11 protein-coding genes and 1 pseudogene are annotated in these 15,991 nt (G+C 72.1%); 5 read left to right on the top strand and 7 right to left on the bottom strand.

Annotation, left to right across the window (positions count from 1 at the left end):
• The first annotated feature begins 1 nt into the window (after position 1).
• Together ACFFBG_RS00540 and eutC are read left to right on the top strand one after the other, a co-directional pair.
• A complete protein-coding gene (locus ACFFBG_RS00540; protein WP_375474542.1) occupies positions 2 to 1,402 on the top strand; it encodes an ethanolamine ammonia-lyase subunit EutB in 1,401 nt (466 codons plus the stop codon).
• A complete protein-coding gene (eutC, locus tag ACFFBG_RS00535; RefSeq protein WP_375474540.1) occupies positions 1,399 to 2,151 on the top strand; it encodes an ethanolamine ammonia-lyase subunit EutC in 753 nt (250 codons plus the stop codon). Before ACFFBG_RS00540 ends, eutC begins: the two co-directional genes overlap by 4 nt.
• Positions 2,152 to 2,264: 113 nt before the next feature.
• On the opposite strand, the gene ACFFBG_RS00530 is transcribed toward eutC, so the two are convergent.
• Together ACFFBG_RS00530 and lepA are read right to left on the bottom strand one after the other, a co-directional pair.
• Positions 2,265 to 3,257: an endonuclease/exonuclease/phosphatase family protein gene (locus ACFFBG_RS00530; RefSeq protein WP_375474538.1), complete on the bottom strand. Its 993-nt coding sequence runs from the start codon at positions 3,255 to 3,257 to the stop codon at positions 2,265 to 2,267.
• An 87-nt stretch (positions 3,258 to 3,344) separates the two neighbouring features.
• Positions 3,345 to 5,189 carry a translation elongation factor 4 gene (lepA, locus tag ACFFBG_RS00525; protein WP_375474536.1) on the bottom strand — a complete coding sequence of 615 codons (1,845 nt, stop codon included), beginning with the start codon at positions 5,187 to 5,189 and terminating at the stop codon, positions 3,345 to 3,347.
• 185 nt (positions 5,190 to 5,374) lie between these two features.
• Here lepA and ACFFBG_RS00520 point away from each other — a divergent pair, with 185 nt between their 5' ends.
• The 3 genes from ACFFBG_RS00520 to rpsT all read left to right on the top strand — a co-directional run bounded on the left by ACFFBG_RS00520 (position 5,375) and on the right by rpsT (position 7,321).
• Positions 5,375 to 6,367, top strand: coding sequence for a ribose-phosphate diphosphokinase (locus tag ACFFBG_RS00520; protein ID WP_375474534.1), 993 nt, complete (start codon positions 5,375 to 5,377; stop codon positions 6,365 to 6,367).
• Positions 6,368 to 6,466: 99 nt separating this feature from the next.
• Positions 6,467 to 6,835, top strand: coding sequence for a hypothetical protein (locus ACFFBG_RS00515; protein WP_375474532.1), 369 nt, complete (start codon positions 6,467 to 6,469; stop codon positions 6,833 to 6,835).
• A gap of 225 nt (positions 6,836 to 7,060) precedes the next feature.
• Complete coding sequence (gene rpsT, locus ACFFBG_RS00510; protein ID WP_375474530.1) at positions 7,061 to 7,321, top strand: 30S ribosomal protein S20; 261 nt, start codon at positions 7,061 to 7,063, stop codon at positions 7,319 to 7,321.
• 120 nt (positions 7,322 to 7,441) lie between these two features.
• Here rpsT and holA read toward each other — a convergent pair whose 3' ends face one another.
• From holA to ACFFBG_RS00485, 5 genes and pseudogenes are all read right to left on the bottom strand, one after another.
• Positions 7,442 to 8,428 carry a DNA polymerase III subunit delta gene (holA, locus tag ACFFBG_RS00505; protein WP_375474528.1) on the bottom strand — a complete coding sequence of 329 codons (987 nt, stop codon included), beginning with the start codon at positions 8,426 to 8,428 and terminating at the stop codon, positions 7,442 to 7,444.
• A gap of 350 nt (positions 8,429 to 8,778) precedes the next feature.
• Positions 8,779 to 10,359 (bottom strand): annotated as a pseudogene (locus ACFFBG_RS00500) (ComEC/Rec2 family competence protein); the annotation flags it as partial.
• 589 nt (positions 10,360 to 10,948) lie between these two features.
• Positions 10,949 to 11,803 carry a ComEA family DNA-binding protein gene (locus ACFFBG_RS00495; RefSeq protein ID WP_375474526.1) on the bottom strand — a complete coding sequence of 285 codons (855 nt, stop codon included), beginning with the start codon at positions 11,801 to 11,803 and terminating at the stop codon, positions 10,949 to 10,951.
• Positions 11,804 to 11,934: 131 nt separating this feature from the next.
• A complete protein-coding gene (locus ACFFBG_RS00490; RefSeq protein ID WP_375474524.1) occupies positions 11,935 to 12,780 on the bottom strand; it encodes a DegV family protein in 846 nt (281 codons plus the stop codon).
• Positions 12,781 to 12,802: 22 nt separating this feature from the next.
• Positions 12,803 to 15,724: a leucine--tRNA ligase gene (locus ACFFBG_RS00485; protein WP_375474522.1), complete on the bottom strand. Its 2,922-nt coding sequence runs from the start codon at positions 15,722 to 15,724 to the stop codon at positions 12,803 to 12,805.
• Positions 15,725 to 15,991 lie beyond the last annotated feature (267 nt).

Here is a 15,991-nt window from a genome sequence, read left to right as displayed (position 1 = left end):
CATGACGGTCTACCGCCAGCAGCTCGCCGGCCGCTCCTACGAGTTCGCCGGGCTCGCCGAGCTGCTGGCGAAGGCGAGCCCGCCGCGCTCCGGCGACGAGCTGGCGGGCTGCGCCGCGGAGTCGGCGGCCGAGCGGGCGGCGGCGCAGTGGGCGCTCGCCGACGTCGCGCTCGCCGCCTTCCTCGACGACCTCGTCGTCCCGTACGAGACGGACGAGGTCAGCCGGCTGATCGTGGACGACCTCGATCACGATGCGCGCCGCCCGGTGGCAGCGATGACGGTGGGCGGCTTCCGCGACTGGCTGCTGGCGACCGCGACCCGGCCGGACGCCGCCGCCGTGCTGGGCGCGCTGGCCCCCGGCCTGATGCCGGAGATGGCCGCCGCCGTCAGCAAGCTGATGCGCAACCAGGATCTGATCGCGGTCGGCCGGGCGTGCTCGGTCGTCACCGCCTTCCGCGACACGCTCGGCCTGCCCGGCCGGCTGGCGACGCGGCTGCAGCCGAACCATCCGACCGACGACCCGCGCGGCGTTGCCGCCGCGACGCTCGACGGGCTGCTGCTCGGCTGCGGCGACGCGGTGCTGGGTATCAACCCGGCCACCGACTCCCCCGGCGTTGCCGGCGACCTGCTGCGCCTGCTCGATGACCTGCGCTCCCGGTACGCGATCCCGACGCAGACGTGCGTGCTCGCGCACGTGTCGACGACTCTGGAGCTGATCGAGCAGGGCGCGCCGGTCGACCTGGTCTTCCAATCGATCGGCGGCACGCAGGGCACGAACACCGCGTTCGGCGTCGACCTCGCGCTGTTGGAGCAGGCTCGTGCGGCTGCGCTGGAGCTGAATCGCGGGACCGTCGGGAACAACGTCATGTATTTCGAGACCGGGCAGGGCTCGGCGCTGTCCGCCGGCGCGCACCTCGGCGTGGACGGCCGGCCGATCGACCAGCAGACGCTCGAGGCGCGCGCGTACGGGCTGGCGCGTCGGTTGAAGCCGCTCATCGTCAACACCGTGGTCGGCTTCATCGGGCCGGAGTACCTCTATGACGGCAAGCAGATCATCCGCGCCGGCCTGGAAGACCACTTCTGCGGCAAGCTGCTCGGCCTGCCGATGGGCGTGGACGTCTGCTACACCAACCACGCCGAGGCAGATCAGGACGACATGGACACGTTGTTGACGCTGCTCGGCGCGGCCGGCTGCACCTACGTGATCGCGGTGCCCGGCGCAGACGACGTCATGCTGGGCTACCAGAGCACTTCCTTCCACGACGCCCTCTACGTGCGCAGCGTGCTGGGGTTGCGGCCCGCGCCGGAGTTCGAGGCCTGGCTGCGCGATCTCGGGATGCTCGACGACGTCGGGAACGTGCTGCCCGTCGAAGCCTCGCCGCTGCTGGCCATCGGCAGATGAGCGAGCCGCTGTGGGCGAGACTGCGGCTCGTCACCCAGGCGCGGATCGGGCTGGGCCGCGCCGGCAACGGCCTGCCGACGACGGCCGAGCTCGAGTTCCGCGCCGCGCACGCGGCTGCGCGCGACGCCGTGCACGACGCGCTGGATGTCGCTGCGCTGTCGGAAGCAGTGCTCTCGCTTGGGCTCGGCGACCCGCTGGTTGTCGCCAGCAAGGCCTCCGATCGGGCGGAGTATCTGCGCCGGCCCGACCTGGGGCGGACGCCGGCCGAGCCGATCAAGCCAGCCGAGGGCGCGGAACTCGTCGTGGTGCTGGCGGACGGGCTGTCGGCCCGGGCCGCGCAGGCACACGCTGTCCCGCTGCTGGCCGAGTTGCTGACCGGGCTGGGCGCGGACGGCCCGTCGCTAGCCCCGCCGGTGATCGCGACCCAGGCACGTGTCGCGCTCGGCGACCACATCGGCTCGGCCTTCGCCGCGCGGGCGGTGCTGGTGTTGATCGGCGAGCGTCCCGGGCTCTCGGTCAACGACAGCCTCGGCGCATATCTCACCTACGCCCCGCTGCCCGGCCGCAGCGACGCCGAACGCAACTGCGTGTCCAACATCCACCCGCCGAACGGAATGTCCTACGCTGCGGCGGCCCGGGTAATCGTCGGCCTGCTCCGCGCGTCGTTCGAACTCGGCGAGTCGGGCGTGCGCGTCAAGGACCGCACCGTCACCGAACTGCCGACCGGCGAAACGCGAGCACTCGGCTAACCCTCCCTGCCTCGCGACTTGTCCTCGCCTCTTCGGCGCCCAGCCGGACGACACGCGGACAACTCGCGGAGGGGTCGGGCGGCCGGCGGAGGGGTCGACGGCTGGTGGACGGGTCAGCGGCGCAGCTCGACGAGCAGGCCGCGGTGGTCCGAGCCGGGCAACGCGACCGTCTGTGTCGACACCACGCCCACCGAGCGGGCGAGCACGTGGTCGATCGCGATCAGCGGCGGGAACCAGCGGTCCGTCGGATACGTCGCGGTGTAGCCCTCGCCGGCGCGCGACGTCGCGTCCGCGTACCCGTCGCCGAGCAGCGCGCGGAAGCGGGCGTGGTCGACGGTCGCGTTGAAGTCGCCGGACACCACGACCGGCCCCGTCAACCCGCGCAGGAACCCGCGCAGCCGGGTGATCTCCGACGTCCACGTCCCGGCCGGATACGGATACGGCGGCAGCAGGTGCACCGCCACGAACGTCGTCGGGCCGGCCGGCAGCGCCACCCGGACGGCGAGCACGCCGAGTTCGTAGCCCGGCAGGTTGCGACCGGCCGACACCGGATACCGGCTCCAGATCCCGAGCCCGCCGCCGCCGCCGTCACGCAGCGGCGCGGTGTAGCGATGAGCCAGCAGGCCGCCGAGCCCGGCGGCGAGCAGCCGGCTCTGCTCAGCCGTCGTCAGCTCCTCGGTCGCCAACAGGTCGACGCGGTGCTGCCGGACGAGCCGCACGACCGCGCCGGCGTCCGCCGAGCCGATCTTCAGGTTGGCCTGCAGCACGACGAGCGGCCGTCCGGTCGTCGACGGCGGCGAGCGGAGCACCGGCGGCAGTTGGATGAGCAACACCAAGGTGCAGCACACGACAGCGACCACGGCCAGCAGCCAGCGTCGAGCCAGGACCGCGACGAGCCCCACGCCGGCCGCCCACATCAGCTGATGGCTGAACGCGGCCAGCACGATCAACGGCTGCCAGTCGAACGCGACCTGCCGAGCGAGCAGCGCGGCGAGCGCGACGACGACGGCCACGAACGCGACGACCGTTGAGACGACGCGCCGCCACGGCTCGCCGTCGCGCCGCAGCCGCAGCCAGCCGCTGCGTTCCGGCCAAACTCGGCGCACAGTCGACTCCGTCAGCGATGATCTCGGCCGGCCCACGCGTATTCGCATGGGCCAGCCGAGATCATCGCAGCAGGCGGAGCTGCCGACTCACTTCTTGGCCGCGTCGGCGGTCTCGCCGGTGGACAGCGCGGCGATGAAGGCCTCTTGCGGCACCTCGACCCGGCCGACCATCTTCATCCGGCGCTTGCCCTCTTTCTGCTTCTCCAGCAGCTTGCGCTTGCGGGTGATGTCACCGCCGTAGCACTTCGCGAGCACGTCCTTGCGCATCGCGCTGATGTTCTCGCGGGCGATCACCCGCGCCCCGATCGCGGCCTGGATCGGCACCTCGAACTGCTGGCGTGGGATCAGCTTTCGCAGCTTGCCGGTCATCGACGTGCCGTATGCGTACGACTTGTCCTTGTGCACGATCGCGCTGAACGCGTCGACCGGCTCGCCCTGAAGCAAGATATCGACTTTCACGAGGTCCGCGACCTGCTCCCCCGCCGCCTCGTAGTCCAGCGAAGCATACCCACGGGTACGGGACTTCAACTGGTCGAAGAAGTCGAAGATGATCTCCGCCAGCGGCATCGTGTAGCGCAGCTCGACGCGCGTCTCGGACAGGTAGTCCATGCCGCCCAGCGCGCCGCGCCGCTGCTGGCACAGCTCCATGATCGCGCCGATGTACTCGCTCGGCGCGATGATCATCGCCTTGACGATCGGCTCGCGGGTCTCGGCGATCTTCAGTTTGCTCGGCCAATCCGAGGGGTTGGTCACGACGTGCTCTGCGCCGTCCTCGAGCGAGACTCGATAGACGACATTCGGCGCGGTGCTGATCAGGACGAGGTCGAACTCGCGCTCGAGCCGGTCGCGGGTTATCTCCAGGTGCAGCAGGCCGAGGAAGCCGCAGCGGAAGCCAAAGCCCAGCGCCGTCGACGACTCCGGCTCGTAGACCAGCGCGGCGTCGTTGAGCCGCAGCCGGTCGAGGGCGTCGCGCAGCAGCGGGTAGTCCGAGCCGTCCACCGGGAACAGCCCGGAATACACCATTGGGTTCGGGTCGCGATAGGCGCCGAGGCTGGTCGCCGCCGGCTTGACGGCGTCGGTGACGGTGTCGCCGACGCGCGACTGCCGGACGTCCTTCACGCCGGTGATCAGGTACCCGACCTCGCCGACGGACAGCCCGTCCGTCGGCACCGGCTCCGGCGAGATCACGCCGATCTCGAGCAGCTCGTGGGTGGCGCCGGTGGACATCATCTTGATCCGCTGCCGCGGCGCGAAGTTCCCGTCGACGACGCGGATGTAGGTGATCACGCCGCGGTAGATGTCATAGACCGAGTCGAAGATCATCGCGCGGGCGGGCGCGTCGGCCTCGCCGACCGGGGCGGGCACGTCGCGGCAGACGACGTCGAGCAGGGCGGCGACCCCCTCGCCGGTCTTGGCGCTGACTCGCAGGACGTCGCCGGGCTCGCAGCCGATGATGTGGGCGAGCTCGGCGGCGTAGAGGTCGGGCTGCGCGGCCGGCAGGTCGATCTTGTTCAGCACCGGGATGATCTGCAGGTCGTTCTCGAGCGCGAGGTAGAGGTTCGCGAGCGTCTGCGCCTCGATGCCCTGGGCGGCGTCGACGAGCAGGATCGCGCCCTCGCACGCGGCGAGGCTGCGGCTGACCTCGTAGGTGAAGTCGACGTGCCCCGGGGTGTCGATCATGTGCAGCACGAACTCGGCCGCGCCGACGCTCCACGGCATGCGGACGTTCTGCGCCTTGATCGTGATGCCGCGCTCGCGCTCGATGTCCATCCGGTCGAGGTACTGCGCGCGCGCGTGGCGGTCGTCGACGACGCCGGTCAGCTGCAGCATCCGGTCGGCCAAGGTCGACTTGCCGTGGTCGATGTGGGCGATGATGCAGAAGTTGCGGATGCGAGCCGGGTCCGTCCGGCCGACAGTCTGGCCAGCGGTCACCCGTCCAGTTTGACACGCGCCGCCCTTCCTCGACTTGTCCTCGCCTCGTCGGCCGATCACCCGACGACGCGAGGACAACTCTGCAAGATCTCCGAAGTTGTCCTCGCGTGGACGGGCGATCACCCCGCGAGGCGAGGACAACTCGCGGAGGGTCGGGGCGTGCTCGGCTCGGCTAGCCTGCTCGCATGCGCGATGTGGTGGTGCTGTCCGGCAACGCCCACCGCCCGCTCGCGCAGCGGATCTGCGACCACCTCGGCGTCCCGCTCGGCGGGGTGGACATCCGCCGGTTCTCCAACGACTGCCTGTACGTGCAGCTGCAGGAGAACTGCCGGCAGCGCGACGTGTACGTGATCCAGCCGCTGGTGGCGCCCACGCAGGAGCACCTGATGGAGCTGCTGCTGATGCTCGACGCCGCGCGCGGGGCGTCCGCGGCCGAGGTCACGGCGGTCATCCCGCACTACTCGTACGCGCGATCGGACAAGAAGGACGCCTCGCGCATCTCGATCGCCGGCCGGCTGGTCGCGGACATGCTGACGACGGCCGGCGCCACCCGGGTGCTCACGATGACGCTGCACGCGCCGCAGGTGCACGGGTTCTTCTCGGTGCCCGTGGACCACCTGACCGCGATCGGCGAGCTGGCCGACCATTTCGGCGGGCAGAACCTCGACAACACCGTGGTCGTGTCCCCCGACCTTGGCAACGCGAAGACCGCCACCCAATTCGCCCGGCTGCTGGGGCTGCCGGTGGCGGCCGGGTCGAAACAGCGGCTGGCTGACGACCGGGTGGTGATCGACGCGATCGTGGGCGACGTGCGCGGCAAGCGGGCGATCGTGCTGGACGACGAGATCGCGACCGGCGGGTCGATCCTCGAGCTGCTGGAGCGGCTGGCCGAGCAGAACTGCACAGGCGCCGCGATCGCATGCACGCACGGGCTGTTCGCCGGCAAGGCGGTGCAGCGGCTGCGCTACCACCCGCTCGTCACCGAAGTGGTGACGACCGACACCGTGCCGCCACCGTCGGAGGAATGGCCTGAGCTGACGGTCCGATCGGTCGCGCCGCTGTTCGCGGAGGCGATCAGCCGCATCCACGGCGGGGAGTCGATCAGCAGCATGTTCGCCGGCGTCGATCCGACGCACGCGCCGCCGCAGCCACAGCTGCCGTTCGGCATCGACGACTGAGACCCGATTCGCGCCCTGGCCGTCGGCCGAGCGGGTTGGCGAAGTGATTCAGCGCGCCCGGCACGATGTCGCGAGGCCGCGTCCGGCAGGATGTGCGCCATGACCGACCCGCGCGCCGCCGTTGAATTCCGTCTGCCCGCCGTCGACCTCAAGCCGGGCGACCTGGTGAACACCACTCCGGGGGAGGACGACTGGCAGGAGGTCGTCGGCGTGTTCCGCAAGTCTGAGGACGCCCGCAGCAACGAGATCCGCGGGCTGGTGTCCGCGCTCGGCGGCCGCTACGTCGTCGTGCAGCTCACCGACCTCGCGCCGGTGGACGGCGGGGTCTACTTCGACGGCGACATCGCGATGGTCTACGGCGAGGACGACGGCGAAGACCAGCCGGTCACCGCGGTCATCAGCGGCGAGGACGGCATCCGCACCTACCTCTACACCAAGTTCGAGCTCGTGTCCGTCCGCGCGGTCTGACCGCCGTCTGGCCTTGCCGTGTTCTCCCGTCAGTGGTCACTTGCGCGGTCAGTGGTCACGTATAGGCGCCCACTGACGCCGTAACTGACCACTGACGAGCGATTTGGGCGGCAGGCTGACGCGCTGGTAGCCTGGCGTGGTTGTCCGCTCGCCGATCGCAGGGTCGGCGCGAGCGCCCAAGACAGCATCCGGATCAGTCAACCAGCGAACGTCGAGGCTTTCTTCGTGGCGAACATCAAGTCCCAGATCAAGCGAATCCGCACCAACGAGATCGCGCGGCAGCGCAACAAGAGCGTGAAGTCTTCGCTGAAGACGGCGATCCGGCACTTCCACGAGGCCGCCGCATCCGGCGACGCCGCCGTCGCGCAGACCGCGCTCGCCACCGCGTCTCGCCAGCTCGACAAGGCCGCCAGCAAGGGCGTCATCCACCGCAACCAGGCCGCCAACAAGAAGTCGGCGATGGCTCAGCTCGCCAGCAAGATCTGACGTCCAATATCTGACGTCCGACATCTTCGCTCGATTCGAGGCCGCGCACCCCACCGGGTTGCGCGGCCTCGTTCCATTTCAGATCAGTCGTGCCGGTCGGGACCTCAGGATGCCGGGACCTCAGGAGCGGGCGGCGCCGATCCGACGGACGGCGAGCTCCAGGGCGTAGCCGGGGTCGACGGCCGCGCCCTTGACGTCGGCGTTCAAGATCGCGACGACGCCGAGCGCCCGACCGAGTCCGTCCTCGGTCCAGCCGCGGGCCTGGCTCGTTGCCCGCTTGACCTTCCACGGCGGCATGCCGAGCTTCTTCGCAAGGATGAAGGGGTCGCCACGGCCGGCCGAGGAGACCCGCGCGACCGTGCGGACGCCGTCGGCCAGCGCGTCGGCGATCACGACGTGCGGGACGCCGACGGACAGCGCGAACCGCAGCGCCTCGAGCGCCGGGCCGCTGCGCCCCACGACAGCCAGGTCGGACACCGCGAAGCCGGACACCTCGGCCCGCCCGCGGTGGTAGGCGCGAACCAGATCGATGTCGATCGCGCCGCCGGAGTCGCTGACGAGCTGGCCCGCGACCGCCGCCAGCTCGCGCAGGTCGCTGCCGACGGCGTCGATCAGCACGCTGACCGCGTTCGCCGCGATCCGGCCGCCGTGTCGGCGCACTTCGTCGCGGACGAAATCGGCGCGATCGTCGGGCCGGGTGAGCTTCGTGGCTGCGATCTCCAGCGGCTTCGCTTTGCGCGCGGCCTCGAGCACCGCCTTGCCTTTCGCGCCGCCGACGTGGTGCAGCACCACGGTGCTGCCGACGCCCGGCGCCTGCAGGTAGGGGCCGAGGATCGCGGCCGCGGCTGCCCGGACGTCTTGCGCGGCGCGGATCACCAGCAGGCGGGGCTCGCCGAACAGCGACGGGCTGAGCAACTCGTGCAGTTCCGGACCGTCGATCTGCGCGCCGGCGAGCTCGGTGACCTCGACGCCGGGATCGGCGCGGCGGGCGGCGGCGGCGAACGCGCCGAGGGCCCGCTCGACGAGCAGCTCCTCGTCCCCGACGACCAGCGCCAGCGCGGGCAGCGGGTCGGGCAGGTCGTCGACGCCGACGGCGCGGGCGGGCATGTCGCCATCCTGTCACCGGCGGCGGACAGCTGGGACCACCGCGCCCCCTCGGTCGGCGCGAGCACTGGCGCCGCCGACTCGAACGGAACCGCCGGTCCGACCGGCGTCGCCGGCTCTCGCAGGCCGACGGTGCTGGCCGCGACGCCGCGGGGGACCGCGGTCACCTGCCCGGCCGTACCGGTGATCGCGACGTCGCCGTCGCGGTCGGTGCGCAGTGTCGGCACCCCGAGCACGGCCAGCTCGCGCAACAGCAGCGGCGACGGATGCCCGTAGTCGTTGTGCCGGCCAACGCTGATCACCGCCACCCTCGCGTGCGCCGCGGCGAGGAACCGCGGGTCGGAGTAGGCGCTGCCGTGGTGCGGCACCTTGAGCACGTCGGCGCGCAGGTCGACGTGCGCGGCCAGCAGCGCCCGCTGCGCCTCGACCTCCGCGTCGCCCGGCAGCAGGATCCGGGTGCCGCGGACGGTGGCGCGCAACACCAGCGAGCTGTTGTTCGGATCCGAGCGGGTGTCGCGGTAGGGGTGGCTGGGCCCGAGCACATCGAGCCGGACGTCGCCGACCTGCACGCTGGTCCCGGCCGGGGGCGTGCGGACGACGAGCCCGCGCTGGGCGGCGAAGCGGTGGACGATTGACGCGCCCGCTTCGGGGTCGTCCAGCGGGCCGGCCAGAATGGCGCCGACCTGACGCCCCCGGCCAGCGCCCGCCAGCCCGCCGACGTGGTCGACGTGGAAGTGGGTGAGCACGAGCAGCGGTATCGAGGTCACGTCCAGGTCGCCCAGGCAGCGGTCGATCGGCACCGGATCCGGCCCGGCGTCGATCTCGACGGCGGCCCCGGCGCCGGCGTTCAGCACCAACGCGTCGCCCTGGCCGACGTCGCACGCCACGAAGATCCATCCCGGCGGCGGCCAGCCGGAGGTGGCCGCGCGGATCGGGATGGCCAGGGCCACGCACGTCGCCCCGGCGGCTGCGAGCGCGCGCCGCGGGCCGGTGCGCAGCGCGCCGATCACCAGCGCCGCGAGCAAGGCGAGCAGCGCGAGTCCGCCGCCGACGCCGCCCGGCCAGGGCGCGGTGGCGCCGTGCAGACCGCCGAAGAAATCCGCGACGGCGATCAGCCAGCGGCACGGCCAGCCGGCCAGCCAGGCCAGCCCGGACGCGCCGGGCAGCCACCACGGCGAGACGACCGCCGCGGCGAAGCCGAGCACCGTCGTCACCGCGACGACCGGCTCGGCAAGCACGTTCGCCGGGATCGCCACGAGGCTCACCCGCCCGGAGATCGCGGCCACGACTGGCGCGGTGACCAGATGCGCCGCCGCGGCGACGGCGATCGACTCGGCAACGCCCACCGGCACCCGGCGTCTGCGCAACGCCAGCGCCCAGCCAGGCGCGAGGACCAGCAACGCGCCGGTGGCCAACACCGACATCGCGAACGACGCGCTGCCCGCCAATGTCGGGTCCCACAGCAGCAGCCCGAGCGTGACCGCGGCCAGCGAGGGGATGGCCGAGCGCGGTCGGCCGGTCGCCAGCGACACCAGCGCGACCGCCGCCATCAGCGCAGCCCGCAGCACGCTGGGCGACGGACGCGCGACGACGACGAACATCATCAGCAGCGCTCCGCCGAGCAGGGCCTGCAGCCACGGCCGCAGCCGCGCGCGGCGAAGCACCAGCAGCAAGGCGCCCACCACGATCGAGCAGTTCGTCCCGCTGACGGCCACGAGGTGGGTGAGGCCGGCAAGCCGGAACCGCTCGGCCAGCACCGGGTCGAGATTCGCGGTGTCGCCGTCGATCAGCCCCGGCAGCAGGCCACGCGCTTGCTCGGGCAGCCCAGCCGCGGCTTGCCGGAGCCCGCCGCGGACGTCGCCGGCGAGTCGCTGCCACCACGGCGGCGCGCCGAGCAGCTGCGGCGGGGCGCGAGCGAAGAGCGTGACCGACATGGACGCGCGGTCCAACGCGGGCGACAGCTCGCCGGCGACTTGCACGAGCTGGCCGGGCAGCACGTCGCGCCAGGAGGCCGCGTCGGCGAGCACGAGCACCGCGCCGTCCGAGCCGACAGTCCGGCCGGCCGCGCGCACCTGGGCGGCTGTGACGTCGACGGCGACACGCGGCGCGCCGGCGATGCCCTTCGCGGCGAGCACGGCCGGGTCGCTGGCGACCCGGGCCGTCAGCACGACCACCGCATGTTCCCGGGCTAGCGCGCTGAGCGCCGAATCCGCGACGTGCGTCAGCCTCGCCGCGAGCGGCACGAGCACCAGGGCGACGCAAAATGCGATCAGCGCGAGCGCCGGTCCCGCCCGCCGCAACCGGCGGCCGGCGACAAGCGCCAAGACGCCGACCAGAGCTGCGATTCCCGCTGTCGTCACGACCACCAGCGGCGAGCGGCCGCCGAAACCCAGTACGGCCAACCACGCCGCGATCGCTCCGATCGCCAGCCGGAAGTCGAGCGGCTCGGCCGTCGCGAGCGGGGTCGCGAGCGGGGTCGCGACGACACGGTGGCCGCCAGGTTGACCTGACCGTGCGCGCACGTCAGACCGTCACTCGCGAGCGAAGCGCGGCGAACTTGACGTCACCGATGCCGCTGACGTCGTTGAGTTGGTCGACCGCGGTGAACCGGCCGTGCTCGGTCCGCCAATCGAGGATGTGCTGGGCCAGCACCGGGCCGACGCCGGGCAGGGCCTGCAGCCCGTCGAGCGTCGCGGTGTTGAGGTCGACCAGCTCGCCGGCGGGCGCGCCCGAACCGGCCGCCTCGACCGCGCCCGACCCGGGCGCCGCAGGCGCGCCGCTCGCCGCCGGCAGCCCGACCAGGATCTGCTGCCCGTCGGCAAGCCGAGCCGCGAGGTTGAGGTTGGTGAGCTCCACCCCTGGCCGCGCGCCGCCCGCGGCGGTGACCGCGTCATCGACGCGCGACCCGAGCGGCAGGCGGTACAGACCCGGCCGGCGCACCCTGCCGGCCACGTCCACGACGACGACCGTCGAGCGCGAGGCGCTCGGCGACCCGGACGGTGCGCCCGTCCGAACAGCCGGGCTGGCCGGTGCAGCCGGCTGATCTGTGCCGACCGGGGTCGCGGAGGACGGCAGCACCGGCACACGCGCGGACACCGGAGTCGACTGCGGACGCTGGGCGGCCAGCCAGATCGCGGTCACAACCGCCGCCACCGCGACGGCCAGGCCGACGCCGAGCGCGCCGCGCCGGCCCGGATCCAGGCGCAGCGGCACCCGGGCGAGCAGCCGACGCGCGAGCGGCACGCGATCGCTGCGCCTGCCGCCGAAGCCGAGGCGCGCCCGAGTGGCGCCCTCGTCGTCGTCGTCCTCGTCGCCGGCATGCGCCGCGTCGATCAGCTCCCGCACTCGCGCAGCCACCCGCGCCGACTCGCCTCGCACCGCCCCGACGCTAGGCAGGCGTCCACGCTCCCGGCGCAGATCACGAGCAGCTGTGGACAGGGACGCCGGCTGTGCACACTCGGCTGCAAAATGTCGGCGGTCAGTGCTACCGGGCCCCGCGCGCGAGCAGGTCAGCGGCGGGCGAGCACCACGCCGAGCACGCCGGGCCCGAGATGCGCGCCGATCACCGGACCCAGCTCGGACACCGCGCACTCCCCCGCGCCCGGGATCGCCGCGGCCAGCGCGGTCGCCAGCCCAGTGGCCTTCTCCGCCGCCGCGAGGTGGTGCACCGCGAGGTCCACCTTGCCGTCGCCGGCCGCCTGCGCGGCCAGCTCCACGAGGCGGCTCAGCGCCTTCGACGTCGTGCGCACCTTCTCCAGCGCGACGATCTGCCCTTCCACCACCTGCAGCAGCGGCTTGACGGACAGCGTCGTCGCGAACAACGACGCCGCCGTCCCGATCCGCCCCCCTCGGCGCAGATACTCCAAGGTATGGACGTAGAACAACGTCCGGGTGGAGTCGACTGTCGACGCCGCGGCGCCTTGCACCGCAGCGGCCGGCGAACCGTCCAGAGCGCGTTCGGCCGCCGCCCGCACCGCGTACCCCAGCGCCATCGCCGTCGATCGCGAGTCGACGACCCGCACCGCGCCGTGCGGGAAGTCCTGCGCGGCCAGCACCGCCGCCTCCCACGTGCCGGACAGCGCCGCCGACAGGTGCACCGACACCACGTGCGACGCGCCGCCGTCCAGCAGCCGCCGGAACACCGCCGCGAATTCCGCGGGCGAAGGGCGCGATGTCGAGACCTGCTGCTTGTCGCGCAGTGCCCGGGCGATCTCCCCGGCCGTGATGTCCACGCCGTCGGTCCAGGTGCGCGAGCCGACGGTCACCCGCAACGGAACCACGGAGACGCCGAGGCGGCCCAGCTCGTCCGCAGGCAGGCACGACGTCGAGTCGGTGACGACGGCCACCCGTCCCACCGACATCAGAGTCCCACCGGCATCAGACGACGAAGTTCACGAGCCGGCCGGGCACCGCGACGACCCGCCGGGTCGCCCTGCCCTCCAGCGCGGCCGCGATCCGCGAGTCCTCGCGCGCGGCGGCCTCCAGCGCCGCCGCGTCGGCGCCGGCGTCCACCTTGATGACCGCGCGCAGTTTGCCGTTGACCTGGACGGGGATCTCGACCGTCTCCTCGATCAGCAGCGACTCGTCGACGACCGGGAACTGCGTCCACGCCAGCGACGTGTCGTGGCCCAGCCGCGACCACAGCTCTTCGGCCGCGTGCGGCGCCAGCGGCGCGAGCATCAGCACGAGCGACTCGGCCAGCGCCCGCGGCGTGCCGCCGCGCGGATACGCCTGCGTGACCGCGTTGTTCAGCTCGGTGACGCGCGCGATGGACGTGTTGAAACGCAACGTCTCGTAGCCCTCGCGCACGGCGTGGATCGCCTTGTGCAGCAGGCGATTCAGCTCGTCGGGGATCGGCTCGTCAGACACCTGCGACTCGCCGGTCTGCTCGTCGACGACGACGCGCCACACCCGCTGCAGCAGCCGGTACGGCCCGACGATCGCTTTGGAGTCCCACGGTCGCGACTGCTCCAGCGGCCCGCTGAACATCTCGAACATCCGGAAGGTGTCCGCGCCGTACTCGGCGATGAACTCGTCCGGGTTGACCACGTTCTTCAGCGACTTGCCGATCTTGCCGAACTCCTGGTTCACCTCGACGCCGTCGAAGTAGAAGCGACCCTGCGTCTCGACCACCTCCGCCGCCGGCACGTAGAACCCGTCGGCGTTGGTGTACGCGGGCAGCTGCAGCATCCCCTGGTTGACGAGCCGGTGGAACGGCTCCGACGACGACACGTGCCCCAGGTCGTACAGCACCTTGTGCCAGAACCGCGCGTACAGCAGGTGCAGCACCGCGTGCTCGACGCCGCCGACGTAGAGCTCGACGCCGCCCAGCGGACGGTCGGCGTTGGGGCCCATCCAGTAGCGCTCGATCTCGGAGTCGACCAGCGTGTCGGCGTTCGTCGGGTCCAGGTAACGCAGCTCGTACCAGCAGGAACCCGCCCAGTTCGGCATGGTGTTCGTCTCGCGGCGGTAGGCCTTCGGCCCGTCGCCCAGATCCAGCTCTACGTCGACCCAGTGGGCCAGCCGGCCCAGCGGCGGCTCGGGCGTCGACTCGGCGTCGTCAGGCGGGAACGACTTGGGCGAGAAGTCGTCGGTCTCCGGCAGCTCGACCGGCAGCATCGACTCGGGCAGCGCGATGGGCAGGCCGGTCTCGTCGTAGACGATCGGGAACGGCTCGCCCCAGTAGCGCTGCCGGCTGAACAGCCAGTCCCGCAGCCGGTAGGTGACCGTGCCGCGGCCGCGACCGTTCGCCTCCAGCCATTCGATCATCGTCGCCTTGGCGGTCGCGACGTCCAGCCCGTCCAGCGACAGCCCGTCGATCGAGGAGTTGATCGCCGGCCCGTCGCCGGTGAACGCCTCCCCCGCCCAGCCCTCGGGCGGCGCGACAGTGCGGATGATCGGCAGCTCGAACGCCTTCGCGAACTCCCAGTCGCGCTCGTCCTGCGCGGGGACGGCCATGATCGCGCCGGTGCCGTACCCCATCAGCACGTAGTCGGCGACGAACACCGGGATCTGCGTGCCGGTGACCGGGTTCGTCGCGAACGAGCCGGTGAACACGCCGGTCTTGGCGCGGTCACCGGCCTGCCGGTCCAGCTCGGACCGGCGGGCGGCCGCAGCGCGGTAGGCGCCGACTGCCGAGCGCGGGTCGCCGTGCCCGCCGGTCCACGAGTCGCCCACGCCCTCGGGCCAGCCGCCGGCGGGCCACGCGTCGGCGGTCAGCGCGTCGACCAGCGGGTGCTCCGGCGCGACCACCATGTAAGTGGCGCCGAACAACGTGTCCGGCCGGGTGGTGAAGACCTGCAGGTCGCCCGCGGGTGTCGCGAACGACACCTGCGCGCCGGTGCTGCGGCCAATCCAGTTGCGCTGCATCGTGCGCACCTTGTCCGGCCAGTCGATCTCTTCCAGGTCGCGCACCAACCGGTCGGCGTAGGCGGTGATCCGCATCATCCATTGCGGCAGCGGCCGTTTGAACACCGGGAAGTTTCCGCGTTCGCTGCGGCCGTCCGCGGTGACCTCTTCGTTGGACAGCACGGTGCCCAGCCCGGGCGCCCAGTTGACCGTCGACTCGCTGCGGTAGGCCAGCCGATGGTTGTCGACGACCTGCCGGCGCTCCACCTCGGACAGCTCCACCCACGGTCGGTCGAACGGGTTCGCGCCGTCGTTCGGCTGGCGGGTCCCGGCGTCCAACTCGGAGATCAGCTCGGCGATCGGCCGCGCCTTGTCCGCCGCGGCGTCGTACCAGGCGTTGAAGATCTGCAGGAAGATCCATTGCGTCCACCGGTAAAACGCCGGGTCGGTGGTGGCGACCCGGCGGCGCTCGTCATGACCCAGGCCGAGGCGACGCAGCTGGGCCACGAAGACCTCGATGTTGCCGTAGGTGGTGGTGTGCGGATGCTGGCCGGTCTCGACCGCGTACTGCTCGGCGGGCAGACCGAACGCGTCGAAGCCCATCGTGTGCAGGACGTTGTCGCCGCGCATCCGGCGGTAGCGGGCGTAGACGTCGGTGCCGATGTAGCCGAGCGGGTGGCCGACGTGCAGCCCGGCGCCGGACGGGTACGGGAACATGTCCATCACGTAACAGTGCGGGCGGATGGCCACCCGGTCGAAGCCGTCGGACAGCTCGCCGACCGGGTTCGGCGCGTTGAACGTGCCCTGCTCGAACCAACGCTTCTGCCAGTCGACCTCGATGCGGTTGGCGAGCGCGGCGGTGTAGCGGAACGGCGGGACGGCGTCTTCCGCGGTGACGTCTTTGGGGGTGGCGTCCTTCGTGGTGGCGCCGGGTTCGGCGGCGGTGGTCATCGTGGGCTCCTCGTGCAGTGATATGCGGCGGGTGCGGCTGGCGCCCGACTGGTCCGCGTCGGCGGTGGACGTCTCGCACATAGCAAGAGCCCCTGCACCAGGCAGAGGCTCGGCCGCGCTGTCCCGTCGTCTAGGACGCCAGCGCGGCCTATGTAAGAAGCAGGTGAGCCGTCATCACGTCGCCAAGGATACGACAAGGAAACCAAGGGGTGCGCGCCCCGCGCCCGCCGTCCGTCGCCACCGGGCGCGGGGGCACCAGGTCGAACT

The sequence above is a fragment of the uncultured Jatrophihabitans sp. genome, assembly GCF_964251945.1.
GTDB lineage: Bacteria > Actinomycetota > Actinomycetes > Mycobacteriales > Jatrophihabitantaceae > Jatrophihabitans.
The sequence above is the reverse complement of the archived record's forward strand: the minus strand, read 5'-3'. Positions and strand labels throughout refer to the sequence as shown.